General features: G+C 56.3%; 25 protein-coding genes. 17 read left to right on the top strand and 8 right to left on the bottom strand.

Features of this window, described 5'->3' with window-relative positions; all coding sequences use genetic code 11:
* Window positions 1-84 precede the first annotated feature (84 nt).
* The 3 genes from OM794_RS02915 (at window position 85) to OM794_RS02905 (ending at window position 2,666) form a co-directional block, all read left to right on the top strand.
* Window positions 85-1,182 carry a branched-chain amino acid aminotransferase gene (locus OM794_RS02915; RefSeq protein ID WP_088698400.1) on the top strand — a complete coding sequence of 366 codons (1,098 nt, stop codon included), beginning with the start codon at window positions 85-87 and terminating at the stop codon, window positions 1,180-1,182.
* Between the two features lie 100 nt (window positions 1,183-1,282).
* Window positions 1,283-1,714 (top strand): DNA polymerase III subunit chi, encoded by a 432-nt coding sequence (locus tag OM794_RS02910; RefSeq protein WP_226250144.1) that lies wholly within the window; start codon window positions 1,283-1,285, stop codon window positions 1,712-1,714.
* A gap of 577 nt (window positions 1,715-2,291) precedes the next feature.
* A complete protein-coding gene (locus OM794_RS02905) occupies window positions 2,292-2,666 on the top strand; it encodes a hypothetical protein (protein ID WP_226250143.1) in 375 nt (124 codons plus the stop codon).
* Between the two features lie 196 nt (window positions 2,667-2,862).
* Here OM794_RS02905 and OM794_RS02900 read toward each other — a convergent pair whose 3' ends face one another.
* Window positions 2,863-3,321: a Spy/CpxP family protein refolding chaperone gene (locus OM794_RS02900; protein ID WP_226250142.1), complete on the bottom strand. Its 459-nt coding sequence runs from the start codon at window positions 3,319-3,321 to the stop codon at window positions 2,863-2,865.
* 162 nt (window positions 3,322-3,483) lie between these two features.
* Here OM794_RS02900 and OM794_RS02895 point away from each other — a divergent pair, with 162 nt between their 5' ends.
* The 4 genes from OM794_RS02895 to OM794_RS02880 all read left to right on the top strand — a co-directional run bounded on the left by OM794_RS02895 (window position 3,484) and on the right by OM794_RS02880 (window position 8,366).
* On the top strand, window positions 3,484-4,671 hold the full coding sequence (locus tag OM794_RS02895; protein WP_226250141.1) for an MFS transporter: 1,188 nt from the start codon (window positions 3,484-3,486) through the stop codon (window positions 4,669-4,671).
* 95 nt (window positions 4,672-4,766) lie between these two features.
* Window positions 4,767-7,613, top strand: coding sequence for a valine--tRNA ligase (locus OM794_RS02890; protein ID WP_226250140.1), 2,847 nt, complete (start codon window positions 4,767-4,769; stop codon window positions 7,611-7,613).
* Window positions 7,614-7,825: 212 nt separating this feature from the next.
* Window positions 7,826-8,104, top strand: a complete 279-nt coding sequence (locus OM794_RS02885; RefSeq protein ID WP_226250139.1) for a type II toxin-antitoxin system RelB/DinJ family antitoxin — start codon at window positions 7,826-7,828, stop codon at window positions 8,102-8,104.
* The gene (locus OM794_RS02880) at window positions 8,097-8,366 is read left to right on the top strand and encodes a type II toxin-antitoxin system YafQ family toxin (protein ID WP_226250138.1); all 270 of its coding nucleotides are present in this window, start codon (window positions 8,097-8,099) and stop codon (window positions 8,364-8,366) included. Before OM794_RS02885 ends, OM794_RS02880 begins: the two co-directional genes overlap by 8 nt.
* Before the next feature lie 147 nt (window positions 8,367-8,513).
* Here the strand turns inward: OM794_RS02880 and OM794_RS02875 are convergent, their stop codons facing one another.
* Complete coding sequence (locus OM794_RS02875) at window positions 8,514-8,636, bottom strand: hypothetical protein (RefSeq protein ID WP_264167910.1); 123 nt, start codon at window positions 8,634-8,636, stop codon at window positions 8,514-8,516.
* 101 nt (window positions 8,637-8,737) lie between these two features.
* Between OM794_RS02875 and OM794_RS02870 the strand changes: the two genes are divergently transcribed.
* From OM794_RS02870 to OM794_RS02840, 7 genes are all read left to right on the top strand, one after another.
* The gene (locus OM794_RS02870; protein WP_265154247.1) at window positions 8,738-9,781 is read left to right on the top strand and encodes an aminoglycoside phosphotransferase family protein; all 1,044 of its coding nucleotides are present in this window, start codon (window positions 8,738-8,740) and stop codon (window positions 9,779-9,781) included.
* A 29-nt stretch (window positions 9,782-9,810) separates the two neighbouring features.
* Entirely contained in the window at window positions 9,811-11,031 is a 1,221-nt protein-coding gene (locus tag OM794_RS02865; RefSeq protein WP_226250136.1) for an ABC transporter substrate-binding protein, read from the top strand.
* Between the two features lie 3 nt (window positions 11,032-11,034).
* Entirely contained in the window at window positions 11,035-12,708 is a 1,674-nt protein-coding gene (locus OM794_RS02860; protein ID WP_226250135.1) for an ABC transporter permease, read from the top strand.
* 10 nt (window positions 12,709-12,718) lie between these two features.
* Window positions 12,719-13,393 carry an ATP-binding cassette domain-containing protein gene (locus OM794_RS02855; RefSeq protein WP_226250134.1) on the top strand — a complete coding sequence of 225 codons (675 nt, stop codon included), beginning with the start codon at window positions 12,719-12,721 and terminating at the stop codon, window positions 13,391-13,393.
* Window positions 13,380-14,090 (top strand): TIGR04283 family arsenosugar biosynthesis glycosyltransferase, encoded by a 711-nt coding sequence (locus tag OM794_RS02850; protein WP_226250133.1) that lies wholly within the window; start codon window positions 13,380-13,382, stop codon window positions 14,088-14,090. The genes OM794_RS02855 and OM794_RS02850 overlap by 14 nt, the downstream gene beginning before the upstream one ends.
* Complete coding sequence (locus tag OM794_RS02845; RefSeq protein ID WP_226250132.1) at window positions 14,080-14,694, top strand: TIGR04282 family arsenosugar biosynthesis glycosyltransferase; 615 nt, start codon at window positions 14,080-14,082, stop codon at window positions 14,692-14,694. The genes OM794_RS02850 and OM794_RS02845 overlap by 11 nt, the downstream gene beginning before the upstream one ends.
* Before the next feature lie 66 nt (window positions 14,695-14,760).
* Window positions 14,761-16,923: an FAD-dependent oxidoreductase gene (locus OM794_RS02840; protein ID WP_226250131.1), complete on the top strand. Its 2,163-nt coding sequence runs from the start codon at window positions 14,761-14,763 to the stop codon at window positions 16,921-16,923.
* A gap of 38 nt (window positions 16,924-16,961) precedes the next feature.
* Here the strand turns inward: OM794_RS02840 and OM794_RS02835 are convergent, their stop codons facing one another.
* Window positions 16,962-17,357, bottom strand: coding sequence for a transcriptional regulator (locus OM794_RS02835; protein WP_320442898.1), 396 nt, complete (start codon window positions 17,355-17,357; stop codon window positions 16,962-16,964).
* A 162-nt stretch (window positions 17,358-17,519) separates the two neighbouring features.
* Between OM794_RS02835 and OM794_RS02830 the strand changes: the two genes are divergently transcribed.
* Both OM794_RS02830 and OM794_RS02825 read left to right on the top strand, forming a co-directional pair.
* Complete coding sequence (locus OM794_RS02830) at window positions 17,520-18,917, top strand: GGDEF domain-containing protein (protein WP_226250130.1); 1,398 nt, start codon at window positions 17,520-17,522, stop codon at window positions 18,915-18,917.
* A 32-nt stretch (window positions 18,918-18,949) separates the two neighbouring features.
* Complete coding sequence (locus tag OM794_RS02825) at window positions 18,950-20,089, top strand: FAD-dependent oxidoreductase (protein WP_226250129.1); 1,140 nt, start codon at window positions 18,950-18,952, stop codon at window positions 20,087-20,089.
* 9 nt (window positions 20,090-20,098) lie between these two features.
* On the opposite strand, the gene OM794_RS02820 is transcribed toward OM794_RS02825, so the two are convergent.
* Window positions 20,099-20,560: an META domain-containing protein gene (locus OM794_RS02820; protein ID WP_226250128.1), complete on the bottom strand. Its 462-nt coding sequence runs from the start codon at window positions 20,558-20,560 to the stop codon at window positions 20,099-20,101.
* A 52-nt stretch (window positions 20,561-20,612) separates the two neighbouring features.
* Window positions 20,613-21,053 (bottom strand): lactoylglutathione lyase, encoded by a 441-nt coding sequence (gloA, locus tag OM794_RS02815; RefSeq protein WP_226250127.1) that lies wholly within the window; start codon window positions 21,051-21,053, stop codon window positions 20,613-20,615.
* A gap of 129 nt (window positions 21,054-21,182) precedes the next feature.
* On the opposite strand from gloA, the gene OM794_RS02810 reads away from it, so the two are divergent.
* Window positions 21,183-22,253, top strand: coding sequence for a metal-dependent hydrolase (locus OM794_RS02810; protein WP_226250126.1), 1,071 nt, complete (start codon window positions 21,183-21,185; stop codon window positions 22,251-22,253).
* A 12-nt stretch (window positions 22,254-22,265) separates the two neighbouring features.
* Here the strand turns inward: OM794_RS02810 and OM794_RS02805 are convergent, their stop codons facing one another.
* From OM794_RS02805 to OM794_RS02795, 3 genes are all read right to left on the bottom strand, one after another.
* The gene (locus tag OM794_RS02805; RefSeq protein ID WP_226250125.1) at window positions 22,266-22,997 is read right to left on the bottom strand and encodes an MliC family protein; all 732 of its coding nucleotides are present in this window, start codon (window positions 22,995-22,997) and stop codon (window positions 22,266-22,268) included.
* Window positions 22,998-23,041: 44 nt separating this feature from the next.
* On the bottom strand, window positions 23,042-23,554 hold the full coding sequence (locus tag OM794_RS02800) for a DUF3087 family protein (protein ID WP_226250124.1): 513 nt from the start codon (window positions 23,552-23,554) through the stop codon (window positions 23,042-23,044).
* An 80-nt stretch (window positions 23,555-23,634) separates the two neighbouring features.
* On the bottom strand, window positions 23,635-24,732 hold the full coding sequence (locus OM794_RS02795) for a 3-deoxy-7-phosphoheptulonate synthase (RefSeq protein ID WP_226250123.1): 1,098 nt from the start codon (window positions 24,730-24,732) through the stop codon (window positions 23,635-23,637).
* Window positions 24,733-25,087: the final 355 nt, after the last annotated feature.

Genomic DNA, 25,087 nt, shown 5'->3' with positions numbered 1-25,087 from the left:
CACACGCTACGCCCACTTTAACGCTTATATTACGACGCCTATTATTTGCCCTTCAGGGCTTGGATCAAGTAGAGAGAATATGCCGTGCCCACTAACTTTGAGATTTTGCCATCCAACCAGCCGATAGCCGATGAGATCCGTGACAACATTCTCAAAAACCCCGGCTTTGGCAAACACTTTACCGATCACATGGCCCATGTGCGCTGGACCGTTGACGCCGACTGGCACGGCCACCAAGTGCGCCCTTACGGCCCGCTAACCCTCGACCCGGCTGCTTCTGTGCTGCATTACGGCCAGGAGATTTTTGAGGGCATCAAAGCTTATCGCCACGCCGACGGCTCGATCTGGACATTCCGCCCGGAGAAAAACGCCGAGCGCTTCCGCCGCAGTGCCCGCCGGTTAGCACTGCCGGAACTTTCCGATGAAGACTTCATTGGCTCGCTAAAAGCGCTGCTAGCGCAAGACCAAGCCTGGGTGCCTACACCGGCTAACGCTTCTGATGAGTGCAGCCTCTATCTGCGCCCGTTTATGATCGCTTCAGAAGCCTTCTTAGGCGTTCGCCCCGCCCACGAGGTCGACTACTACGTGATCGCCTCCCCCGCTGCGGCGTACTTTAAAGGCGGCATTGCACCGGTATCGATCTGGCTCTCTTCTAACTACAAGCGCGCGGCCCCCGGCGGCACCGGCTTTGCCAAATGTGGCGGCAACTACGCTGCTTCATTGGCCGCGCAGAAAGAGGCCGAAGCCCATCAGTGTGGTCAGGTCGCGTTCCTGGATGCCGCTGAAAACAAGTGGGTGGAAGAGCTGGGCGGCATGAACTTGTTCTTCGTCTTCAAAGATGGCCGTTTGGTCACCCCACGCCTAACCGACACTATTCTGGAAGGCGTGACCCGCAACTCGGTACTGACGCTGGCCAAGGATGAAGGCCTAACGCCGGAAGAGCGCCCGATCAGCATTGACGAGTGGCGTGAAGGCGCGGCGTCCGGCGAGATCACCGAAGTATTTGCCTGCGGTACCGCTGCAGTCATTACCCCGGTGGGCGAACTGGTTTCCGAAAACGAGCGTATCAAGCTAGCGGCCGGTGGCAATAATGAGATTGCCATGCGCATCCGCACCAAGCTGCTCGACCTGCAGTACGGTCGCAGCGAAGATAAGTACGGCTGGCTCACCCAGTTGGTTTAAGCAGTTTTAAAACCAACGCTTATCTTTTCAGCACCGCCGCACTCATGCGGCGGTGCTGTTTGTAATCGACGTATCTGCAATCGTTTTACCTGGAACCGCTATGGCGCGCATTGATTTCTACATTCTGCCCGATACCACCCTGGAAGCGCGCTTGCAGTTTGCCTGCAAACTGGCCGAGACCATCTGGCGTAAAGGCTACCGCCTGCATCTGCACTGCGAAGACAGAGCCCTCGCCGAGCAAGCTGACGACGCGCTATGGAATTTCCGCCCGGATGCCTATTTACCCCACGCCCTGGAAGATAGCGAAATGGCCGCCAGCGTACCCATCACACTAGGCTGGCAGCAGTTACCGGTGCCCACGGAAGAGACCGCCCTACTCAACCTGCACCCCGATATTCCCGACGGCGTAGAAAACTACGCGCGAATTGCCGAGATCATTAACCAGCACCAACAAGTGCTGGTCGCCAAACGCGCCTGCTGGCAGTGCTATAAAGAAATGGGCCATGAGGTTGTGCCGCATAAGTTGGGGTAGACAGTCCTGAAGCATATGACATTATGCTCAAAAAATCAGGCTTATACCATTTCTTTTGCGCGCACAAGCCCCTTTTTGTAAGCCAACGCTTAAAAATTTGTAAGCTATTTCTTACATGCGTAAGAGATCGACGCTTCGTGACCTCTAGGGGTTGCGCTTCGCTAATACCCCGCTATTCTAGCCACTTGTTATTTGCGATTTTTGTTTCAAGGAGCTGGGCAATTCAAACGAACTCGTCTACACCCGAACGGGCGAATAGCATGTTATTTGCTTTATCGACGCGAGCCCCCTCAGAATAACAAGCGCTATGGTGAGATGACCGTTATGCATTACATCCATAATACTTTCATAGGTCAAAATATGGTTACTACTACTTAAATTCACAGTCTATTATTGGATGATAAAAAGGAATAAATTTAGCATCAGCGCTGTGTATAACCGTAGATTTAAGCTTTAATTCCAGCAGGCAAAGACGGCTAAGTGCCTATTTAAAATCAATCGCGCGATTAATTTTAAACAGGTGGCTAATATAAATCTTATCAATCATCAAAAAACTCACTATGCAGGAACAGATAACGTGAAAGAAGAAAGTAAAAACGAATTTCAGGCATCAAAAAAGCCTTTTAATTTTTCTAACTTAGGATGGGGCAGAAAGACCTACCTCATCATAATCTGGTTATTTACTATAGCAATATTATGGGTTGGAGCAAACGATATAATAAAAGAACCAGCGGATGATGTCCCTGTTGCAGTATATGTTTTATTATTATTTTTATTTCTCGCTTCTGCTTGCTGGAAACATTATGCAATTTCAAAAAGAAGAACCACTCACTTATTAATAATAGGCCTCCTCAACTTACTTTACCTCAACATTCTTGACGCAATTTTTATTTTTCTTTTCCGAAGTATCAGTAAAAAAGAAATCAGCCCTCCTCCCCCAAATGTTACATAAACACAGATCGATATTGGCACATCTATCGATGAAGATGACTAAGCTCAACTATTCGCGCCCACGAATCCCTAATTTTAATCAACATCTACTTCCTCGTCGGTTCGTCGACGCCTAATGGCACGGCCAAAAACACGTGACCCCGCACTTGGCGGGGCCATCAACAGAAGTCGGCAATCTCTGTCAGTACGTCTTCGCCTTAGCCACCCTGTTGCTGCATCTGCTCCTGCATCTGTTGTTGCATTTGCTCCTGTTGCTGAGCCACGGCCTCATCCAGTTGATCGCGCTGCTCCTGAGTGAAAACGCCTTCGATCTGAGACTGTATAAGAATGCTATCCGCAGTCATTTCGGCCGTTAGGTCACCAAGACGCTCTGCATCCGCCCGAATGGCCGCTTCATCGTAATCAGGCTGAACATGCTCACTGAGCTGCTGTTGCAACTGCTGGGCTTCCTGCTCATTGGCACCAACGTCATCTTGCATCTGAGTCAAAAGGTTGCTGAGTTCTTCCTTCTGCCCATCATTCAGATCCACCATTTCGTCGAGTTGGTTAACTTGGTCATCGACACTGGGGGTACCGCCTCCCATTTGCTGGGCCATGGCGGGTACACTGAATATCAGTGCTGCAACTGCTGGAAGGAAAAGCTTGGCTACTTGCATAAAAACTCCAATTGCGAACAAATTTGTATTTCCTGCCCGACGAAATCCTGACGGGTCTTGCGGTTCGACAATGCTGTTTTTAGAAAATTCGTCGTAACGGCAAATTGTTGATTACCCTTAGCGGGCTCTGGCCGTGCCCTTCGCCCTCATGGAGACGTAAACGTGTTCACGCGCTACCCGCTTGTTACGATTGTCATCGCCCAACTGTTTGGCACTTCGCTATGGTTTAGCGTTAATGGCGTTGGCTTGGCGCTGCAGGAGGCCGTGGGCCTTAGCGAAAGTGATTTGGGCCTGCTCACCATCGCCGTTCAGGCCGGGTTTATTAGCGGAACGCTAGCCATTGCCACCACGGGTTTGGCCGACCGCGTGCGCGCCTGCCACCTGTTTGCGGTATCGGCTGTTCTCGGTGCGCTGATCAATGCCGCTTTTATTGGCTTGGCCGAGAGCGTGACGCTCGCCGCTGTGGCGCGCTTTGCCACAGGGCTCTGCCTGGCGGGTATCTATCCACTGGGCATGAAGCTGGTGGTGAGCTGGACGCCCAGCCACGCAGGCGCCGCGCTGGGTTGGCTGGTGGGCATGCTGACCCTGGGCATTGCCTCACCGCACCTGCTGCGCGGCTTAACGCTGCATCTACCCTGGCAGTGGCCGCTGCTGCTGGCTTCACTGCTGGCGCTGGTTGCCGCGCTGATGATTTTCAAGCTAGGCGTTGGCCCGCATCTACCAGCCACCGCCAAAAGCGGCCGCCCCTGGGCAGGGTTAGCCGCATTCAGGCAGCCGCGCTTTCGTGCCGCCGCGCTGGGCTATTTCGGCCACTGTTGGGAGCTTTACGCGCTGTGGGCGCTGGTGCCGTTTCTGGTTGCCCGTGAGCTGGAGCGGTTGGGTGCCAGTAACGGCGCCCAGCCGTGGCTAAGCTTTGTGGTCATCGCGCTGGGGCTGCCCGGCTGCGTGCTAGCAGGCAAATGGAGTCGACAGATGGGCAGCGATCGAGTCGCGTGCGTCGCCTTGGCAACCTCGGGTGCACTATGTTTGGTTTACCCCCTGTTGGGCAGCTTCTCGCCCTGGCTCCTGCTGGCACTTCTCGGCGTATGGGGCGTTAGCGTGATTGCCGATTCCGCGCAGTTCTCTGCGCTGGCCAGCGCCACCGCCCCGCCCGAGCGGCTAGGGGCGGCGCTGGCGATGATGAACGCGATAGGCTTTGGCTTGACCATCCCCTCCATCGCCCTGGTCACCGCGCTGTGGTCGAGCCAGTCATTGGCGGTGATCTGGTGGCTGCTGCCTGGGCCTATTCTTGGACTACTCGCCATGCGCGGGTTCTCTGCCCATACCATAGCGATCAATAATCGAGGGTGAGTAGCACCTGACGGCCACGCCGCTCACGCGGTATACTCTTGCGCTATACATTTTTCTCTTTTGCACATTTCTCGCCAGCCGTGAGCCAACTCCCCATGGAAAAGACCTACCAACCCGAACAGATCGAAACCCGCTGGTACGAGCGCTGGGAAGCCGACAACCGTTTCGCCCCCACCGGCCAGGGCACGCCTTTTTCGATCATGATTCCACCACCCAATGTGACCGGCAGCTTGCATATGGGGCACGCGTTCCAGGACACCATTATGGATACCCTGACGCGCTGGAAGCGGATGCAGGGTAACAACACCCTGTGGCAGGTAGGCACCGACCACGCCGGTATCGCCACCCAAATGCTGGTAGAGCGTAAAATCGCCGCTGAAGAGGGCAAAACTCGCCATGACCTCGGCCGTGACGCATTTATCGATAAGGTCTGGGAGTGGAAACACGAGTCCGGCGGCCATATTACCCGCCAACTGCGCCGCATGGGCGCTAGCGTCGACTGGTCTCGCGAACGCTTCACCATGGATGACGGCTTCTACAAAGCGGTTCAGGAAGTGTTTGTGCGTCTGCACGAAGAGAAGCTGATTTATCGTGGCAAGCGTTTGGTCAACTGGGATCCGACGCTGCACACCGCCATTTCCGATCTGGAAGTGGAAAACAAAGAGCAGCAGGGCAGCTTCTGGCACTTCCGCTACCCGCTCGCAGATGGTGTCAAAACCACTGACGGCAAGGATTACCTGGTCGTGGCCACCACCCGCCCGGAAACCCTGCTGGGCGATACCGGTGTGGCAGTTAACCCGGAAGACGAGCGCTACGCATCGCTGGTCGGCAAATTTATCGAACTGCCGTTGGTCGGTCGCCGCATCCCGGTGGTCGCCGACGAGCACGCCGATATGGAGAAAGGCTCCGGCTGCGTAAAGATCACCCCCGCCCACGACTTCAATGACTACGAAGTCGGCAAGCGCCAGAACCACCTGCTGATCAACGTCTTCTCCAAAGACGCGACGATTCTTGAGCAGGCCGAGATCTTCGATCTTAAAGGCCAGCCCCAGCCAGCCGAAGATGCCAGCCTGCCTGCCAAGTACGCGGGGCTTGATCGCTTTGAGGCACGTAAGCAGATCGTTGCCGATATGGATGCCCTGGGCCTGCTGGAGCAGGTCGAGGCCGTTAACAATACTCTGCCCTATGGTGACCGCTCCGGCGATGTGATCGAGCCCCTGCTCACCGATCAGTGGTTTGTGGCGGTGGAGTCACTCGCCAAGCCCGCTATTGAAGCGGTGGAGAATGGCGATATCCAGTTCGTGCCCAAAAACTACGAGAATATGTACTTCGCCTGGATGCGCGACCTGCAGGACTGGTGCATTTCACGCCAGCTGTGGTGGGGTCATCGTATTCCAGCGTGGTATGACCCCGAAGGCAACGTCTACGTCGCCCGCAGCGAAGAAGAAGCCCGGGAGAAGCATGCAATCGATCCCGAGGTGGTGCTTACTCAGGACGAAGACGTACTGGATACCTGGTTTAGCTCGGGCCTATGGACTTTCGGCACCCTCGGCTGGCCGGAGCAGACGCCGGAGCTGGAAACCTTCCACCCCACCAGCGTGCTGGTTACCGGCTTTGATATCATTTTCTTCTGGGTTGCCCGGATGATCATGATGACCCTGAAGTTCACCAAGCAGGTGCCGTTCAAGACGGTTTATGTGCACGGTTTGGTGCGCGACGGTCAGGGCCAGAAAATGTCCAAATCCAAGGGCAACGTACTCGACCCCATCGACCTGATAGACGGCATCACGCTGGAGGAGCTGCTCGAAAAGCGCACCGGCAATATGATGCAGCCGAAACAGGCCAAGGCGATTGCCAAAGCCACTAAAGAGGAGTTTAAAGACGGCATTGAAGCCCACGGCACCGATGCGCTGCGCTTTACCTTCCTCTCCCAGGCCACCACCGGGCGTGATATCAAGTTTGATATGAGCCGCCTGGACGGCTACCGCAACTTCTGCAACAAACTGTGGAACGCCTCGCGCTACGTGCTGATGAACGCTGAAGGCGAAGATTGCGGCACTGGTGGTGAAGAGGTTGAGCTTTCTCTGGCCGACCGCTGGATTATCTCGCAGCTGCAGAAAACCGAAGCCCAGGTCACCAGGGCGATGGAGGAGTATCGCTTCGACCACGCCTCCCAAGCGCTTTATGAGTTCGTTTGGAATGAGTACTGCGACTGGTACCTGGAGCTCTCCAAGCCTGTTTTATGGGACGAAAATGCCACGGCAGAAGCCAAGCGGGGCACCCGTCGCACATTGGTACGCGTGCTGGAAACTATTCTGCGCCTCGCCCACCCGATGATGCCGTATATCTCTGAGGAGATATGGCAGCGTGTTGCACCGCTGGCAGGCGTGTATATGGGTGAGGGTGCGACGATCATGCTGCAGTCCTGGCCGGAAACCGACGAGAGCAAAATCGACGACCAGGCCAGCCTGGATATCGAGTGGCTGAAAGGCGTCATCATCGCCGTACGTAATATCCGCGCTGAAATGAACATCGCTCCCGGCAAACCGCTCGACGTGCTGCTGACCAAAGGCAAGCCCGAAGACGCCGAGCGCCTCGAGAGTAATCGCCGCTTCCTGTCCAAACTCGCCAAGCTGGAGAGCGTTACCTGGCTTGAAAACCCAGACGACGCCCCGCTCTCAGCCACGCAGTTGGTGGGCGATATGGAAGTACTGGTACCGATGGCCGATCTGATCGACAAGGACGCTGAAATCGCACGTCTTAGCAAAGAGATCGAGAAGCAGGACAAACTGATCGGCGGCATCGAGAAGAAGCTTGGCAACGACGGCTTTATCGCCAAAGCCCCTGTCGCTGTGGTGGATAAAGAGCGCGCCAAGCTGGCCGAATTCCAAGCCACCAAACAGCTGCTGGAAGAGCAGAAAGCGAAGATTGAAGCTTTGTAAGGTTGGTTAGTTAAAATAGTCCAACCCAAAACGGCACCTCATAGGTGCGTTTTGGGTTAGAGGCACTGACGAATATAAGTAAGTTGGCCAGGATTAGGGCCATAGGGCATTCGCCTATGGCGAGAAGCGGCAACCCCGAAAAGCTTTGGGCTGCTTAAACGCCAAACAATGTGCTACTATGTAATACATAGCAACACAAACGGAGCGTAAAAATGAAAAGCGAAATGCTCAGCACACGCATTGATCATGATACAAAAGTTGCCTTCACTACTATCTGCGATGAGGTTGGCCTGAGTCCCTCTCAAGCGCTCAAGCTATTTGCACGTGCAGTCATCAACCATGGCGGCATCCCCTTCGAGCTGAAAGCTCGACAGCCCAATGAAACAACCTCAGCCGCTATTGATGAGCTCATCCAGGGTAAAGGACACAAAGCCGCTTCGGTTAACACGATGATGGATGAATTAACCGAAGCCAACGTAAGCAATGTATAGCCTCGAATACTCAACGCAGTTCAAGAAAGACTTCAAAAAAGTCACCAAAATGCCCATTGCTGACATACTGGAAGTCGGAAACATTATTTCCCAGCTTCAGCGCGGCGAGCCATTGCATCCTAAGCATGTAGACCACGCGCTAACAGGAAACTGGTATGGGTTCCGCGATTGCCATATCAAACCAGATCTCGTACTCATCTACAGAGTCGCAAATAAAAATCTGCAACTCGCAAGAATCGGATCTCATAGCGATCTTTTCTAGCCCCCTCCAGTTCATTTGGCTTGTAAAGCCCTAAGCCCCATAACCCGCTATTATTCGCATCACTTCTATTAGCCAATTTATCCGAAACATCATGGCTAAAACTGTCGGCTACTATGCCGATTCGCTCAGACGAAGTATTATTTTGTATTATCCAACCGCATGACCCGCCAGTTCAGCGACTAAGGGCAGAGCCTCCAACCCTCGAAACGCCAGATCCAAACGCGCCTGCCACTCGCGGCCGTGGAAAGCTGATGCGACCTGTTGGCCCACTGTCACCTCACTTAACCACATTTTCTTACAAAACGTGTAAGGTTGGTACAACAACGGCCACTAAGTGGCATCGCTGATTCAGCAACGACACGGACTGCTCTATGCCGATACCGACTGAAGCGCGTTTACAGGCGCTGGCAAGTGAATTAAAGCGGGCCGGAATTACCTACCACGAGCTTACGCCGATGGCGGATACTGGGCTTGCCCATGACCATGTGTGGATTCACCGCAGCGAGGGCGATGACTGGGTGGCGCGACTGCCCAAGCAGAGCCAGATGAACCTGCCGCCTGAAGAGAACCTGGCTTACCAAACCGCCTGTTACCAGCGCTCTAGCCCTGGCGGGCATACGCCAAAGCTGTATAGCACACTTGCGCCGAACGAGGCACTGCCACGGGGCGGGCTGCTGGTCGAAGCGATCCGCGGCCGCTTGGCGCAGCTGCCAGAAGATCTTCCCGCCATCGCGGATGCTCTAGCCAGCCTGCATAGCCAACCCTTGCCCAGCGCCGCGAAGCAGGCTCCACTGCTTGCCCCTGAAGACCCGTGGCAGGCGATGATAGAAGAAGTTCGCCAGCAAGCGAACTGGTTGGCCGATGCGCAGCTTTCGAGCAAAGTCACTCAGCGCATTAAACAGGAGCTGGATCTACTTCCCCCCCGTTTAAGCGATGCCACACCGACACTGATTAGCTTTGACACCCACCCTGGCAACTTCTTGATCCGCGACGATGGCCGCGCAGTGCTGGTGGATTTAGAGAAGTGTCGCTACGGCCTGCCAGGCATCGATCTCGCCCACACCAGCCTTTACACCTCCACTACCTGGGATGTAAACAGCCGGGCGGTGCTATCGCTGAATGACGTGATTAATTTCTACCGTCGCTGGCAAGCCGATATGGAAGCGTCGCCCGACACCGACACCCTGGTTGCCTGCCGTCGCGCCACCTGGCTCTGGTCATTAACCTGGTGTGCCAAGTGGCGCGCCCAGCACTTGAACGCCAAAGATGGCCAGCAGCTCGGTGAAGACTGGTCGGCAGAGCTCACCGACCCCAACGTGATTGACCATGTGCGAGACCGTGTTGAGCACTACCTCTCGCTACCCATTATCGATCACGTTCATAGCGAACTGCAGTGCTTGCAGGCCTCTCTATAACGTTTTGATCTCCTAAACAGAGAAATGCGATGCCCATTAACCATCCCCCTTTACGCCTCACCCTCGCTACAGCGATGTTAACCCTTGCGTTGCCTACCATGGCCAACCCTGCCCCTGATGATTGGCAAGGCGTTTTAGCAGAAGCCGAAGGCCAAACCGTTTACTGGAACGCCTGGGGTGGCGATACTCGCACCAATCGCTATATCGACTGGGTGGCAGAGCAACTGCAGGAGCAGTACGGCGTCGAAGTGGAGCATGTCAAACTGGACGATACCGGCAGTGCAGTGGCGCGGGTGTTGGCCGAAAAGCAGGCGGGTAATCACGAAGAGGGCAGCATCGATCTTATCTGGATCAACGGCGAGAACTTTGCCGCCATGCGCGAAAATGACCTACTGTTCGGCCCCTTCGCCGAAGCGCTACCCAATTTTGCGCTCACCAACGCCGACGATAACCCCGAGGTCGTTACCGACTTTACGCTTCCCACTGAGGGCTATGAGTCACCCTGGGGTAAGGCGCAGATCACTTTTTTTTACGACAGCGACCAAACCGAGACACCGCCAAAGGATATCCAGGCACTACTTGAGTGGGCCCAAGCCAACCCCGGCCAGTTTAGCTATCCGCGTATCCCCGACTTCACCGGCAGCACCTTTTTAAAGCAGGCGCTAATCGAGCTTACCGAGCAGGACGAGGCACTTTACCAGCCGGTTTCAGAGAGCGATTTCGAGGCTGTGACCGAGCCACTGTGGGCCTACTTGGATGCATTGCACCCGCACCTGTGGCGCAGCGGGCGCACCTTTCCCGACTCGGGCCCCAACCTGCGCACCTTGATGAGCGACGGCGAGTTAAGTCTGGCGTTTTCTTTCTACCCCACCGACGCTGCCGTCGCGGTGATGGAGTATGAACTTCCCGATAGCGTGCGCAGCTATGTGCTGGAAGGCGGTACCCTGGGTAACGTCCACTTTGTAGCGATTCCCTATAACTCACCTCATAAAGCCGGGGCCATGGTGCTTGCCGACTTTTTACTTTCGCCACAAGCCCAGGCCGAAAAGCAGTCATTGGCGATGTGGGGCGACCGCAGCGTGCTGGATATCGATCAATTAGACGCTGACGCCCAAGCGCTGTTTGAGCAAGGAGAACGCCACCCTGCTGAGCTACCGGCTGACGCGCTGTCCAACACCCTGCCTGAGCCGCACCCCAGCTGGATGACCGCGCTTCAAGACGCCTGGCTTGAGCGTTACGGCGTTAACTAGACCATGCTGCGACTGGCCCCTGTACTCATCATTGGCTTGCTGGTACTGCCCGTGGGGTCGGGGCTACTCATGGTACTACTGCCCGCGTTTGGCTATTTGCCTGCGTTAGGTGGGCATAGCGCCAGCTTCGCCCCTTGGCAGATGCTGTTCGCCCAGTCGGGGCTAGGCCGTTCGGTGGCGGTGAGCTTTGCCAGCGGGTTGGTGAGTTCGGCCGTGGCGCTGGCGATTGTGGTGCTGTTTTTGGCCGCCAGCCGTGGCACCTGGTTAGACCTAGCTATTCGGCGGTTGGTATCCCCCCTGCTCGCTATTCCCCATGCGGCTATCGCCTTTGGGTTTGCCTTTTTGATTGCTCCATCAGGCCTGATTGCACGGTTGATATCGCCATCGCTAACCGGCTGGGAGCGCCCCCCGGACACGCTGATCATCAATGATCCCTGGGGGCTCTCACTGATGGCGGGGCTGGTGCTAAAAGAGGTGCCCTTTCTGCTGTTGATGAGCCTGGCAGCACTGCCGCAATTAGCGCCCGAGAAGCGCCTGATGCTGGCACGCTCGCTGGGCTACTCGCCCACCATTGGCTGGTTAAAAACGGTACTGCCTTCGCTCTACCCACTGATTCGTCTACCGGTGTATGCGGTAATCGCCTACGCTACCTCGGTCGTCGATATGGCGCTGATTCTTGGCCCGAAGCTGCCCCCCACGCTGAGCGTGTCTATCTTGGGCTGGTTCAACGACCCGGATATTAGCCAACGCTTGATGGCCTCAGCGGGAGCGGTGCTGCAGTTGGGCGTCACCCTTGCTGCACTGTTGTGCTGGTGGCTGCTGGAGCAACTGGCCCGCCTGCTGACACGGCGCTGGCTGACCAACGGCAGCCGTCGGCAGGGTGAAGTCACCCTACGCGCAGTTGGCCGCTCGGCGTTACTATTTTCGAGTATCACCGCGCTGGCGGCACTGCTCGGCCTGGGGCTATTTTCATTGGCCGGTTTTTGGCGTTTCCCCGAGCTGCTGCCGCAAATGCTTACGCTGGATCACTGGCAACGCAGCGGCCCTATGCTGGTCACACCGCTTATCAATACCGCGTTGATTGGGCTGATTGCCACCACGATCGCCACAGCACTGGTGCTGGCAACGCTGGAAAATGAACACCGTCAGCATATTCAACCCAAGCGCGCGTTATGGTTACTCTATTTGCCCCTATTAGTGCCGCAGATCGCCTTCCTCTTTGGCCTGGTCGTGGCGGCAGAAAGCCTGGGTATGCGCCCTCAGCTTGGCTTGGTAATCTCGGGCCACCTGCTCTTTGTGCTGCCCTATGTGTACCTCTCCCTGGCTGAAACCTACCGCCGCCTCGATCCCCGCTGGCTAAAGGTAGCGCGTTCACTGGGGGTGTCACGTAGTGCCGCGTTTTGGCGGGTTCGTCTGCCGCTGTTACTCGCGCCGCTGTTAACAGCCTTTGCGGTAGGTCTGGCGGTGAGTATTGGCCAATACTTACCCACTCAGCTACTTGGCGCGGGCCGTGTGACCACAGTGACCACAGAGGCCGTCGCCCTTGCCTCTGGCAGCAATCGGCGCTTAATCGGTGTTTGGGCATTAGTGCAGGCGGGCCTGCCGTTGATTGGCTTTATGCTTGCGTTAGGGGTGCCCCGTTTATTGGCTACCCACCGCCGTGATCTAGCTACCTAAGAGAGGCATTGTGACGACTTCTTTATGTGCGCCGCTCAGCCCTGAGCAAACACTACGTCTTGGGCAAACACTACGCCTTGAACACATTAGCATCGCCCTGGCAGGCCGAGAGTTACTGGCCGTGGATGCCGCTATTGCCCCTGGTGAGGTGCTCACGGTAATGGGGCCTTCGGGGTCGGGCAAATCCACCTTATTGGCCTATATTGCAGGTTTTCTTGACCGCGAGTTTACCGCCAGCGGCGGCGTATGGCTGGGCGAACGCGATTTACTCGGCCTGCCCGCCGAGAAGCGTGGTATTGGGCTGCTGTTTCAGGATCCACTACTATTTCCTCACCTCAGCGTGGGCGGCAACTTGCGTTTCGGGCTACCTCGCCACAGCAAAGAGAAGCACCAGCAGGTTAGCCTGGCCCTGGAGCAGGTTGGTCTTGCGGGCTTAGAGTCCCGCGACCCCGCCACCCTTTCCGGTGGCCAGCAATCACGCGTGGCACTAATGCGCCTGCTGCTCTCCAAGCCCAAAGCGGTGCTGCTGGACGAACCGTTTTCCAAGCTGGATACGGCGTTACGCCAGGAGATGCGTGCGCTGGTGTTTAGCCAACTGCGTGAAGCAGGCCTGCCTGCACTGCTGGTCACCCACGACCACGCGGATGCCAAGGCGGCGGGAGGGGCAATTATTGAACTCGGCTGACCCAGCGCCTCGGTTAAGCATCATTATTCCCATGTTCAACGAAGCCGACGGTATTGAAGCGGCCCTGGTGCCGCTGCAATCTCTGCGCGCCCAGCACCTCTCGGCACAGGTCGAAGTGATTGTGGTCGATGGCGGTAGTGGCGATGACAGCGTTCGCATCGCCAAACCGCTGGCTGACCGGGTGCTCAGCAGCCCACCAGGGCGAGCACTGCAAATGAACCTGGGCGCACGGCACGCCAGTGCCCCAGCGCTGCTGTTCCTACACGCGGATACCCTACTGCCCGAGGGCGCCGTTGAGCAGATAACCCACGTACTCATCCACCACGCCTGGGGGCGCTTTGATATTGCGCTTTCAGGTCGTAGCCGCTGGCTGCCCGTGGTGAGTTGGATGATGAATCAGCGCTCGCGGTTAACCGGCATTGCCACCGGCGACCAGGGCATGTTTGTGCACACCCATACCTTTAAAGCCGTCGGCGGCTTTCCCGAACAGCCGCTGATGGAAGATATTGCGCTCTCTAAACGGCTCAAACAGGTATCGCGCCCCGCCTGCCTAACGGCGAAAGTGATAAGCTCTGGCAGGCGCTGGGATCAGTTCGGCGCTTGGAAAACCATCCGCCTAATGTGGCGATTGCGCTATCGCTACTGGCGCGGCGTGAGCGCAACCCAACTCGCCAAGGAGTATCGCGATGCCCGCTGAAACACCCCACCTGCACCTGCTCGCCAAAGCGCCGCTGGCGGGGCAGGCCAAAACGCGCTTGGCGCCCCTGCTAGGTTTAGAAGGGGCTGCCAATGCCCACGCGGAGCTGGTACGCCACTGCGTCGCCAGCGCCTGCAAAGCGCTGCCTGCTGAAAACGTCACGCTATGGACGGCGCTTGATCACGTACACCCGCTGTTTATCGAGCTTCGCAAAGCCTTTGGTGTGGCGCTGTGCGCTCAACCAGAGGGTGATTTAGGCGCACGGGTTCACTATGCCCTGAACAGTACGCCAGGGCCTGCCATGCTGATGGGCAGCGACTGCCCGAGCATCACCAGCGAACTGATCACGGCCTGCGCGCAGCAACTGGCCCGTTTTGATGTGGTGCTGTTACCCGCCGAAGATGGCGGCTACGGCTTTGTGGGTACCCGGCAAGACTACCCGGCACTGTTTGAAGATATTCCATGGGGTACTAAAAGCGTACTGACCACCACTAAGCAGCGCATTGGACAACTGGGGTTGAGCGCCGCCTACCCGGCAATAATTTGGGATGTGGATCGCCCGGAAGATTGGCAGCGCTGGAAAAGTGCTCCCGTCTCAGTGTAAGGAAACGGGCGACCCTCTCACAGAGTAACCACCGATACTGACCTTATTAGCGCTGGAGTTTTTATTGTGACCCGACAACGTTTGATGATTGCAGCGCTACTGATCACTGCCATTGGTGTGTTTATCCTCAGCGGCGCCCACCAATGGTTCACCCTGGAAACCCTCAAGACGTACCAGAGCGACTTTCAGGCGGCCTTTAATCAATACCCGTGGCAGGTGGCGGGCGCCTTCTTTGCCGTTTATGTCGTGATGACGGCCCTTTCACTCCCTGGCGCCACGCTATTAACCCTGCTGGGTGGCGCGCTGTTTGGGCTTGGCTGGGGGCTGCTGATTATCTCCTTCGCCAGCACCATGGGTGCCACCCTGGCCTTTTTACTCTCGCGCTTTCTATTCCGTAACCCTATCGAAAAGCGATTTCCCCGCCAGTTCGCCGCCGTAAATCGCGGTGTCGAGCGGGACGGCGCCCTCTACCTCTTCACCCTGCGTTTGGTGCCGGTGTTTCCATTTTTCATGATCAACCTGGTCATGGGCCTGACGCGGATCAAGACCATCACCTTTTACTGGGTCAGCCAAGTCGCCATGCTGCCCGGCACCGCTATTTATGTAAATGCGGGTGGGCAGTTGGGAGACTTGGAGAGTCTGGGGGGCGTTCTTTCGCCAACGCTTATCACTTCGTTCCTGCTGCTGGCCATCTTTCCCTGGATCGCCCGGCGCATTGTGCTGCTGGTGCAGCAGCGCAAGACATATAAAGGTTTTACCCGACCCGCACACTTTGACTACGACATTGTGGTGATCGGCGGCGGCTCGGCGGGGCTGGTGACCAGCTATATCGCTAGTGCCGTACAAGCCAAGGTGGCGCTGGTGGAGAAACATCAAATGGGCGGCGACTGCCTGAACACTGGCTGCGTGCCCTCCAAAGCACTCATCCGCGCCGCCCGCGCCGCCCATGAAATGCGAACCGCCCACCGCTTCGGGGTGACCGCCAGCGAGCCAGAGATCGACTTTGCCAAGGTAATGGGCCACGTCAAACAGGCGATTAGCGATATCGAACCCCACGACAGCGTGGAGCGCTATCGTGGCTTGGGCGTTGAGGTCTACCAGGAGCACGCTAAACTCACCTCGCCATGGGAAGTTCAAGTCGGTGTAAAAACCCTCACCGCCCGCCATATTGTGCTGGCCACCGGCGCAAGACCCCGGTTGCCCTCGCTGCCAGGTATTGAGAGCGCCCCTGTTTTAACGTCCGAAAACCTCTGGTCGCTGACCGAACTGCCCAAACGCTTAGTGGTACTGGGTGGCGGCGCCATTGGCTGCGAGCTCAGTCAGAGTTTTGCCCGTTTGGGCAGTCAGGTGACGCTGGTGGAAGGGCTGTCTCAACTACTGAGTCGTGAGGATCAAGAGGTTGGTGAGCTGGCTGAAAGCACTTTGGCTGAAGAAGGTGTGATGGTGATGACCGACGCCAAAGCGCTGGAAGTGCTTAACGAGAATGGCGGCTATCAGCTAGCGGTGGAGCATCATGGCGAGCGCAAGTTGATCCCCTTTGACTATTTGCTGGTGAGCGTGGGTCGCCAGGCCAATGTTGAGGGCCTAGGACTGGAAGCGCTGGGAATCACAACCACCCAAGCAGGCGCTCTTGAACTTAACGAGCGGCTGCAAACCCGCCTTCCCAATATCTGGGCCTGTGGTGATTTAGCCGGGCCTTATCAGCTTACCCACGCCGCCGCGCATCAGGCGTGGCATGCGGCAGTCAATGCCCTGTTCGGCGAACTGAAAAGCTTCACAGTGGACTACCGCTATATGCCTGCAGTCACCTATACGCAACCGGAAGTCGCCAGAGTTGGGCTGAATGAAAAGGAGGCCAAGGCACAAGGAATTGCCTTCGAGATCACCCGCTACGCCATGAGCGAAAGTGACCGCGCTATTGCCGAAGGCGCCACTCAAGGCTTTATCAAGGTGCTTACCGTGCCCGGCAGAGACAAAATCCTGGGCGCCACCATCGTGGCGGAAAACGCCGGTGAATGGCTGAGCGAATTTACTCTCGCCATGAAGCACGGCCTGGGCCTCAACAAGCTGCTGAGTACCATTCACCCCTACCCAACGATGGGCGAAGCAGCCAAAGCCACGGCGGGCGCATGGAAAAACGCTCATAAACCTGAACGGGTGCTGGCACTATTGAAGCGCTACTTCAATTGGCGGCGCGGTGACAACACAGCGGAAAAGAGTGACGCCTAGCCGCCCCTATCAAATTTAGCTAGGAGGCGATAACCCAGCTAGTCATTCCGGTCATTCACCGGCGGGTGTGCCTTGGCAAATGTCTCCATGATATCGCGCACCACTTTACGCTGGGCAGCGGGCAGACCACGGTAGAGCAACAGCAACTGGCGCTCTTCATTGGTCGATGACATGTCCCAATTGGCGGGAGGTTCACTAACGTTATAAGCGCTGCTACCGCCGTAGCGCAGGTGGTGCGGGTCGACTAACAACCAGCGGGCCAACACCTGAAGTTTATCCTGACTGGGGATTGAGTCACCGCGCAGCCAACGCCTTACGGCCTGAAACGTAATCGGCTTGCCCCAGTAGCGAAGGTTAAATTCCCGCTCAAGCACTGACGGTCGCGCTTCGTACCCGGCTGCTTCTAGTGCCGCTTTCAAACGCTCGGCGAACATGATTTTTTCATTCATGCCGCCAATGTGAAGCGATTGTTCAATAATAGTTGAATAACGGTTCACCTTTTGATTGAATCATTAATTCAATTTCGAGTTTTCGCTTAGCAGTATTAGGCGAGTGGCTATGCTAAGCGCTGAAGAGCGGCGCTTGAGGAGTCATTCATGATGAGTGGCACACTATCTTCATCGGTGCAAAATCTCGACAACCTGTGTCAAAAGCTGGCGCTACTATGCGGCTCGGCAACGCCTCTGGAGCTTTTGGAACTGCTGGCTAAAACGCTCCACGCGCTTACCCAGGGTCAACCAGTGGTACTTTATCGCCGCTTAAGCACCGGCAACCTTCGTTTGGCATACTGCTATCCGCTGGAAAGTACGCTGGCCTCTCATCACGAGCTGCTCGCTATTCGTTGTTATGAGGATCTGGCGACCTCAGACCTGCAACTTTATGAGCTAGAGGGCGAACATGAGGTGTGGGGGTATATTGGGCATCCGCCTGCGGTTCACGCTGGGCCTGGCAAGTGGATCCAGCTACTCGTCGACATTGCATCCCAACGCTTACGCCTGTTAAAAGCAGAGCGTATAGCTGCCCGCCACTCTGGTTTAAAGTCTCGCCGCAGGCTGCTCTCCCGGGATATTAAACGACTCACCTCAATCGATGATATTTTGCAGCATCATGGCACCAGCTGGTGCAATATATTTCAGGCCGAAGGCATTGCGCTGGCTTATCAGGGCGATCTTCACTGCTTTGGCGACTGCCCCACCAAGCACCAGCTGTTTCATCAATTGCAGCAGTTGAACCAGCAAAACACCCTTGACGAAATTACCGAGCTGAATGGCAGTTGCCAAGGCGGCTTGGCAGCCCCTCTTAGTGTTGCGAATGCCCCTTTAGGCTGGTTGCTGTTGTTTCGCCAGCAGCCGCTCCTCCCTGCGTTGGTAGCTAATACAACGCTCCAAGACGCCTTGAGTTATTGGATGCCTCTGGAAGCCTCCATGATCATCGATGTGGCTGACGATATAGCAGTGGCCATAACGGCCCATGAGGTTGTTCACCTCAACCGCCAGTTAACCAAGACCAATCAGCGTCTTGAGGGCCTGGCCCATACCGATCCCTTAACGAAATGCTGGAACCGCTACTACACGGAGCTGGTGATGGAGGATTTGATCCACTCTTCTATCAGTTTCGCCATGTTGATGTTTGATATTGATGACTTTAAAAAGATTAACGATACCTATGGCCACGCCATCGGGGATGATATCTTGTGTGATATAGCGCAGTTAGTGCAGGAGACGCTGAGAGCTGATGATCATCTTGGTCGCTGGGGAGGCGAAGAGTTCGTCGTCATATCCAAGGAGCTTGACCAAGACGCCAGCTTGAAGCTGGCGAACCGGCTCTGCCGCTGTGTGGAGCAACACACCTTCTCCATCGCCGAGCAGTTAACGGTGAGTATCGGCCTGACCCTATTAAAGCCCGGCGACCAGCCTCGACAGCTATTTGAGCGGGCGGATCAAGGCATGTATCTGGCCAAAATGGCGGGTAAAAACCAAGTCTTTGTCTGCTAAACATCCCCTAGCTCCTTGCTTCTCTATAGGCGATGCCCATGCCGCAATTATTACTGATTGGTGCGGGCCATGCCCACGCCTTTGTCCTCGAAGCCTTTGCCCAACAGCCCGCTTCAGATATTGCCATTACTGTAGTGAGTGATAGCCCCTTAGCCGCTTACTCAGGTAGTGTACCCGCATGGCTAGCGGGGGAGTGTACGCTGCGGGAGACACAGATCGACGTAGCGGCGTTGTGTCAGCGGGCCAACGCCCGACTCATTCTTTCCCCAGCTAGCATGATTCACCCCCAGCAGCGTTATGTGGCGCTGGAGAATGGCGAGCGCATTAATTTTGATGTGGTCTCCTTTAATATCGGATCGACCCTGGTGCGCCCCCAGCAACACGGGGAGAACCTCCCCAAGCTACTCGCCATGCGACCACTAAGCAGCCTGCACCAGCGCTGGCAAACAGTAAACAATGAGCTTAGCCAATTACCCAGCGGCGGCGCCCAACGAGTGCTAGGCGTGGGTGGCGGTGCCGCAGGCTGCGAAACACTGATGTGCGTACTGACCCAGTTGCGCAAGCAGCGCCCGGATATTGATTGGCAGGGGCACTTACTCACTGCCGCTAATGCACTCTTGCCTGAAGCCGGGTACTTGCCACGCTGGCTTACCCGACGCGCGCTCTCCAAGGCAGGCATTACCGTGCACGTTGAGCAACGCGGCGAAACCTTGGTGGAAGGCGGGGTAACCACCCAGGACGGTACTCGTATTGATGCGGACATCGTGCTCTGGGCAACCGGGGCTATCGGCCACTCTTGGCTTACAAGCACCGAACTACCATTGGATAAACACCACTTTATTCAGGTAGAAAACACCTTGGCAGTCACCGGCCAGCCAACTATTTTCGCCGCGGGCGACTGTGCAGCGTTTACTCCAGCACTGCCCAATGCGGGTGTATATGCAGTGCGTATGGGGCCACACTTAGCGGACAACCTCCGCCGCGCCTGCCACGGCGAACCGTTACGCCCCTGGCAGCCGCCCAAACGAGTGTTGGCACTCATTGGCACTGGCGACGGCCGCGCGATTGCCAGCCGCGGTGGCTTTGGAGTTTCCGGCAGGTGGGTATGGCAATGGAAAAAGCGGATTGATGCGCGCTTTATCGCTCGCTTCAATCCGCCTTTTGAAGGCTAACTGGCTAAATCAGTTGCCTTCGCGCCAGCCGCCTAGCACCCGACTGTCTGGCCCAAAGAAGACCAATCGGTCATGGTCAATCAAATACCGATAGGCAGTCTCCAGCATCTCGGTCACTCGCTTGGCATCCCCCATTTGCGGGCACGCCATGCGAGTGGTAGCCAACTGACTAAACTCGATACGCTGGTTCTCACCAAGTGTTACTTCTCCGCTAAAGCGGTTACAGCCGTCGTGACCGCTAACTTTTCCCTCTTTTGAAATCTCGAAAAATGGCGTTTCCGGCATAGAGAGCCGCTCATCAGTTCCCACCAACAGCAGATTCCAACGCTGCTCAACAATAGCCCCCTCAAGCGAGGCATCGCTGGCGCCCTGTTGTGGCGTAGAACTTGGCCCTGGCGAGCTGCTACACGCACTTAACAGTAGCGCAGCAAAAGCGAGCAGGGGCAGTAAACGCCCACCTTTTATGGTCATGATGAACTTTCCTTGTGGCATAGTCTTAGTGGCATAGCTCTTGCTGGAATCACTACCAGCTACCGGTATTTTCCATGGAGGCCCAGGGCTCTTGCGGCGCCAGGGCATCACCTTTCTGCAGCAGCTCGACCGAGATTCCGTCCGGTGATTTAACAAACGCCATATGGCCATCACGGGGTGGGCGGTTAATCGTTACGCCGTTGTCCTGAAGGTGTTGGCAGAGCGCATAAATGTCATCCACCCGATAGGCTAGGTGACCGAAATTACGCCCGCCGGTGTACTCTTCGGGATCCCAGTTATAAGTGAGTTCAAGCTCTGGTGCGGTCAGCCGTTCTGAGCGTGGCTTATCTTCTGGCGCGGCCAGAAACACCAGCGTGAAGCGCCCTTTCTCATTCTCTTTACGACGTACTTCTTTAAGCCCCAGCAGATCGCAGTAAAAACGCAGCGAAGCATCCAGGTCACTGACACGCACCATGGTATGTAGATATTGCATATCGACTCCTGATAAAAAACGCTCTTAGTCATGCTTTACAACAACGTGACAGCGAAAATAAATCGCCGCGACGCTGTATAATTTAATCATAACGTTTATCTTAGCTGGGTTTACCCGTCGGAGAAACCTGTGGACTCAATGACTCAAGCCGCGCTGGGCGCAGCCATTGGCGGTGCCGTGTTGGGCCGACGTTTAGGCCGTAAGGCCATTCTCATCGGCGCCGTACTGGGCACCCTGCCCGACCTTGATGTAGCGTTGGATTATGGCGACGCCGTGGCCAATGTCACCGAGCATCGCGGTTTTAGTCATTCCCTTTTTGTACTAACAGGATTGGCGACTCTGCTGGCGTTGCTATGCGCGCGGTTGGCTCCCGCAAAAGCTATTAGCCTGCCTCACTGGTGGTGCTTTTTTGCGCTGATTCTGATTACCCATCCTCTGCTTGATGCGCTAACCACTTACGGCACCCAGCTATTTTGGCCGTTTGACCTCACTCCCGCCGCTTGGCCGATTATTTTCATTATCGATCCCCTCTATACACTGCCGCTGTTATTCGCTTTGGGGGTCGCTTTGATCTCTCAGCGGGTACGTAAAGCCTGCACATGGGGATTGGCCATCACCAGCGTTTACCTCATGCTGGCGGCGGGTGCGAAATTAATGGTCGAGCAACGTCTGGCACCGGCTCTGGCAGAGCTGGGATTGGAAGAGGCGCCGCTGTTGATACAGCCAACGCCGTTTAACATTGTGCTCTGGCGGGCTACGGTGATTGACGGGGATCGCTATTATGAAAGCCTGATCAGTGTGTTTGATGGTGACCGTCAGCCGCGTTTTGAGCCGCTTATTCGTAATGCTGCCCTTGAGGACGTCGCCCTGGCCAGCCATCAAGGGCGACGCCTGGACTGGTTTGCAGGCCCCTTTCTGCGCTACGAAACACGCCTGCTGGACGGCAAAGAGACGCTGATAGCCACCGATATTCGGCTTGGCTTCCCAGGCTTCCATCCGTTTAGCTTTACCCTGGCGACTCTCGAAGGTGAGCGCTGGGAACCACTTGCGGTAAGCGAACAGCTGGCGAGTACCCGCGGCATTCAAATGGCAACGCTTTCGCGTCTCGCCGCACGTGCCGCTGGCAACACCTCGGCCCTGTGCGCCAGCGATTTCGAGGCGCATGAGTGGCGGGCCGAGCGTGTTGTTTATCGCTGCTGAGCTAGTGCTTTATTAGGGAGCAATACCTTGGCCACAGCCACTATATTGCTCCCCACCATAGGTCAGCGTAACGCGGGCGGGAAAAGGCTTGCCGCTCATATTGTCGAAGCAGGCGCCAGCGTCAATGCGCACGCGGAAAAAAGGCTCCACATCGGCGTTTTCAATCACGACCCGGCCAGCCTCATTGTCCATCACACTGACCATATAGGGTAATTGAAGACGCTCTTCCCCATAGTTCATCTCCAGTGTCAGCGTCGGCGTGTCATTAGCGAGCGCAACCGTCCAGCCCGGCTCGTTGCCCTGGCCAAAGAGCATCACACCTGGCTTCTCCGCACGGGTTAAAGCATCACGCTGCTCGGCCAGCGAGCACTGCAGTTGGCCTCGTGGTGTTTCCACAAGCGCCTTGTCTCCTCGGTTCCAGAAACTGATCTCACCATCTTGGTAGCGGGCGCCGCTAGCCACGACTGCTTGGGGCAGCCGCCATGCGCCGTGTAGCGACCATAGGCGCAAATCTTTAGCATTAGTGGCAGTCACTAAGTGCTGCTGTGCAGGCTCGCAGTGCCACGCAGCAAACGCCTGGGCGGAGCCAGGAAAAAGCGCCGAGGGCAGAAAGGGCGCCCGGTTATCCAATGTTGCCTGGTTAGCGGCTGTCGTTTCTGCTGAGGGGGTGGCTGCACATCCCCCAAGTAGCAACATCATACTGGCTGCGGCGATGCCCCCGCCCCATGCTTTTAACGTATTCATACGCCTGCTCCCTGTAGAACTCATTCTATTGCTTGCTGAACTACTTACCCGCGTTTGAACGCCTGTAGATCGTGTGTATCGATACTTTCTACCTGCGGGGGCAATCCCAACTCTTCGCGTTTGATTTTAACCTGCATTTTTTCCGCTAGCCGCTCGGCATCATCGTCGGTGGTGCGCCCGTTAAGCTCCGCCAACTGTGCCATTCCCTGATGATAAAAAGTGAGTAGATCCAACGCCGCGCGATTATTCTCTTCCACCGCTTTGCGCAGTTGCGAAAGGTAGCCACTGACTTGCGACAGGTGATGTTTGAGCTGCCAGACGTAACGCACCTCCGTCATCCATGGGCGCTCGCGCAGCACGGCAAACAGCGCGCTGGTGGCCAATAGCCCAAGCAGCACACCCAAGGCATTGAGCCATAGGCTGCTGCCAAAGGTGGAGGTAAGGAGCATTGAGAACAGGAGGCCAAAAATAATCAGTTGCCCCGCCATGGCAAAGCTGATCATGCGGGCTTTGCGGCGGTAGGTCTCGGGGTCGTGATGTTCTAAGGTAAATACCATGGCCAGCCTCATTATCGCTACAAACGCCCTATGATACGGGGCTGGCCAGGGCAAACAAGTAATAGCGTTTGCAAATGCAATTACGCCAATCTATCGGCAGCCGTTTTAAGTAAGTGCTCGGTCGTTTCCCAGCCCACGCAGGCATCGGTGACCGATACGCCGTAGCGCAGGGCGCCAGGCTTGAGCGGCTGCTTACCTTCGAACAGGTGGCTTTCCAGCATCAGCGCGACCAGGTTGGCTTCGCCTGCCTGACGCTGCGCCAATACATCCAGCATGACTTCACTCTGTCGGCGATGATCTTTGCGGGCATTGGCATGGCTGCAATCCACCATGAGCCGTGGGTTTTGCCCGGCATTATGCAGCGCGGTGGTCGCCGCACGTATGTGTTGGGCCTGATAGTTAGGCTCACCGTGACCACCGCGTAGCACCACGTGGGTATGCGGGTTGCCCACGGTATGCTGGACGACCGGATGACCGTGAGCATCCACTGCAAAACGCTGGTGCGGATGGGTCGCCGCACTCATGGCATCAATCGCCACTTGTACATCGCCACTGGTGGCATTTTTGAACCCCACCGCCGCTGACAAATCACTGGCCAGCTCACGGTGCAGCTGAGATTCGGTGGTGCGTGCGCCAATCGCCACCCAGCTTAGTAAGTCGTCTACGTAGGGCGCCAACATCGGCTGTAGGAGCTCGGTAGCCACTGGCAAGCCGCGAGCAGCTACGGCATGCATCAGTTCACGAGAGAGCGCCAACCCACGGGGCATATCACCGCTGCCATCCAAGCCAGGGTCGTAGGCCAGCCCTTTCCAGCCCACGGTAGTGCGCGGTTTTTCAACGTAGACGCGCATGACCGGTAAAATACGTTCGCTGATCTCTTCGCTTAGCGCAGCCAAGCGGTCGGCGTATTCCAGCGCTGCATCTGGGTCGTGAACGGAGCAAGGGCCAACGACAACCAGCAGGCGGTCATCGTGACCACTCAAAATTTGCTGTACGGCGTGGCGCTGGCGGGCAATTTGTTCCGTTAGCGGGTCGCTTAACGAGATACGTTGCCTGAGTTCAGCGGGGGTAGGCAGCCGCTTGGCAGTGGGCTCAGGCGCTGAAGGCGTTAGTCGAGCAGTAGCGTGGGCAGTGGTTACAACAGTTTTATTAATAACAGGGCTGACAGGCGCATTCATGATTAACTCTCCGCGATCGTGTGACATCGTATGGCTGTGTGACCACCCAAGTAAACACGGTCGGAGGTGGCAGCTAGCACCGACCGCGCGTCGCTAAATCGCCAGCTATAGCCATAACCCACAAAATAGGTAGCGAAAGCGTTAGTCAGTGCGCGATAGATCATGATGCTGCTCCTTGATGAAATAATGATGAATAACTATTGCCGAAAATCGCTCAGTCTATAAATCGCTGGGGCCCTAAAACGCCAGAAGCCCCGGCGGGGTTACCGACCGGGGCTTCTGTGCTTGCGGCAGGCAACCGAGTGGTGTGCCTGGTGGCGCGACGTTAGGCGTCGGCCAGGGGCACACCGTGGCT

The sequence above is a fragment of the Halomonas sp. BDJS001 genome, from assembly GCF_026104355.1.
Lineage (GTDB): Bacteria > Pseudomonadota > Gammaproteobacteria > Pseudomonadales > Halomonadaceae > Vreelandella.
Note: the sequence above shows the minus strand (reverse complement) of the source record. Positions and strands in the feature narration are given on the sequence as shown.

Bases quoted from the DNA above. Each gene is read 5' to 3' on its own strand.
- OM794_RS02825 (WP_226250129.1), top strand. From the start codon at position 18,950: ATGCCCATGCCGCAATTATTACTGATTGGTGCGGGCCATGCCCACGCC.
- OM794_RS02805 (WP_226250125.1), bottom strand. From the start codon at position 22,997: ATGAATACGTTAAAAGCATGGGGCGGGGGCATCGCCGCAGCCAGTATG.
- OM794_RS02890 (WP_226250140.1), top strand. From the start codon at position 4,767: ATGGAAAAGACCTACCAACCCGAACAGATCGAAACCCGCTGGTACGAG.
- OM794_RS02800 (WP_226250124.1), bottom strand. From the start codon at position 23,554: ATGGTATTTACCTTAGAACATCACGACCCCGAGACCTACCGCCGCAAA.
- OM794_RS02830 (WP_226250130.1), top strand. From the start codon at position 17,520: ATGATGAGTGGCACACTATCTTCATCGGTGCAAAATCTCGACAACCTG.
- OM794_RS02835 (WP_320442898.1), bottom strand. From the start codon at position 17,357: ATGTTCGCCGAGCGTTTGAAAGCGGCACTAGAAGCAGCCGGGTACGAA.
- OM794_RS02820 (WP_226250128.1), bottom strand. From the start codon at position 20,560: ATGACCATAAAAGGTGGGCGTTTACTGCCCCTGCTCGCTTTTGCTGCG.
- OM794_RS02910 (WP_226250144.1), top strand. From the start codon at position 1,283: ATGGCGCGCATTGATTTCTACATTCTGCCCGATACCACCCTGGAAGCG.
- OM794_RS02885 (WP_226250139.1), top strand. From the start codon at position 7,826: ATGAAAAGCGAAATGCTCAGCACACGCATTGATCATGATACAAAAGTT.
- OM794_RS02795 (WP_226250123.1), bottom strand. From the start codon at position 24,732: ATGAATGCGCCTGTCAGCCCTGTTATTAATAAAACTGTTGTAACCACT.
- gloA (WP_226250127.1), bottom strand. From the start codon at position 21,053: ATGCAATATCTACATACCATGGTGCGTGTCAGTGACCTGGATGCTTCG.
- OM794_RS02845 (WP_226250132.1), top strand. From the start codon at position 14,080: ATGCCCGCTGAAACACCCCACCTGCACCTGCTCGCCAAAGCGCCGCTG.
- OM794_RS02880 (WP_226250138.1), top strand. From the start codon at position 8,097: ATGTATAGCCTCGAATACTCAACGCAGTTCAAGAAAGACTTCAAAAAA.
- OM794_RS02870 (WP_265154247.1), top strand. From the start codon at position 8,738: ATGCCGATACCGACTGAAGCGCGTTTACAGGCGCTGGCAAGTGAATTA.
- OM794_RS02865 (WP_226250136.1), top strand. From the start codon at position 9,811: ATGCCCATTAACCATCCCCCTTTACGCCTCACCCTCGCTACAGCGATG.
- OM794_RS02900 (WP_226250142.1), bottom strand. From the start codon at position 3,321: ATGCAAGTAGCCAAGCTTTTCCTTCCAGCAGTTGCAGCACTGATATTC.
- OM794_RS02860 (WP_226250135.1), top strand. From the start codon at position 11,035: ATGCTGCGACTGGCCCCTGTACTCATCATTGGCTTGCTGGTACTGCCC.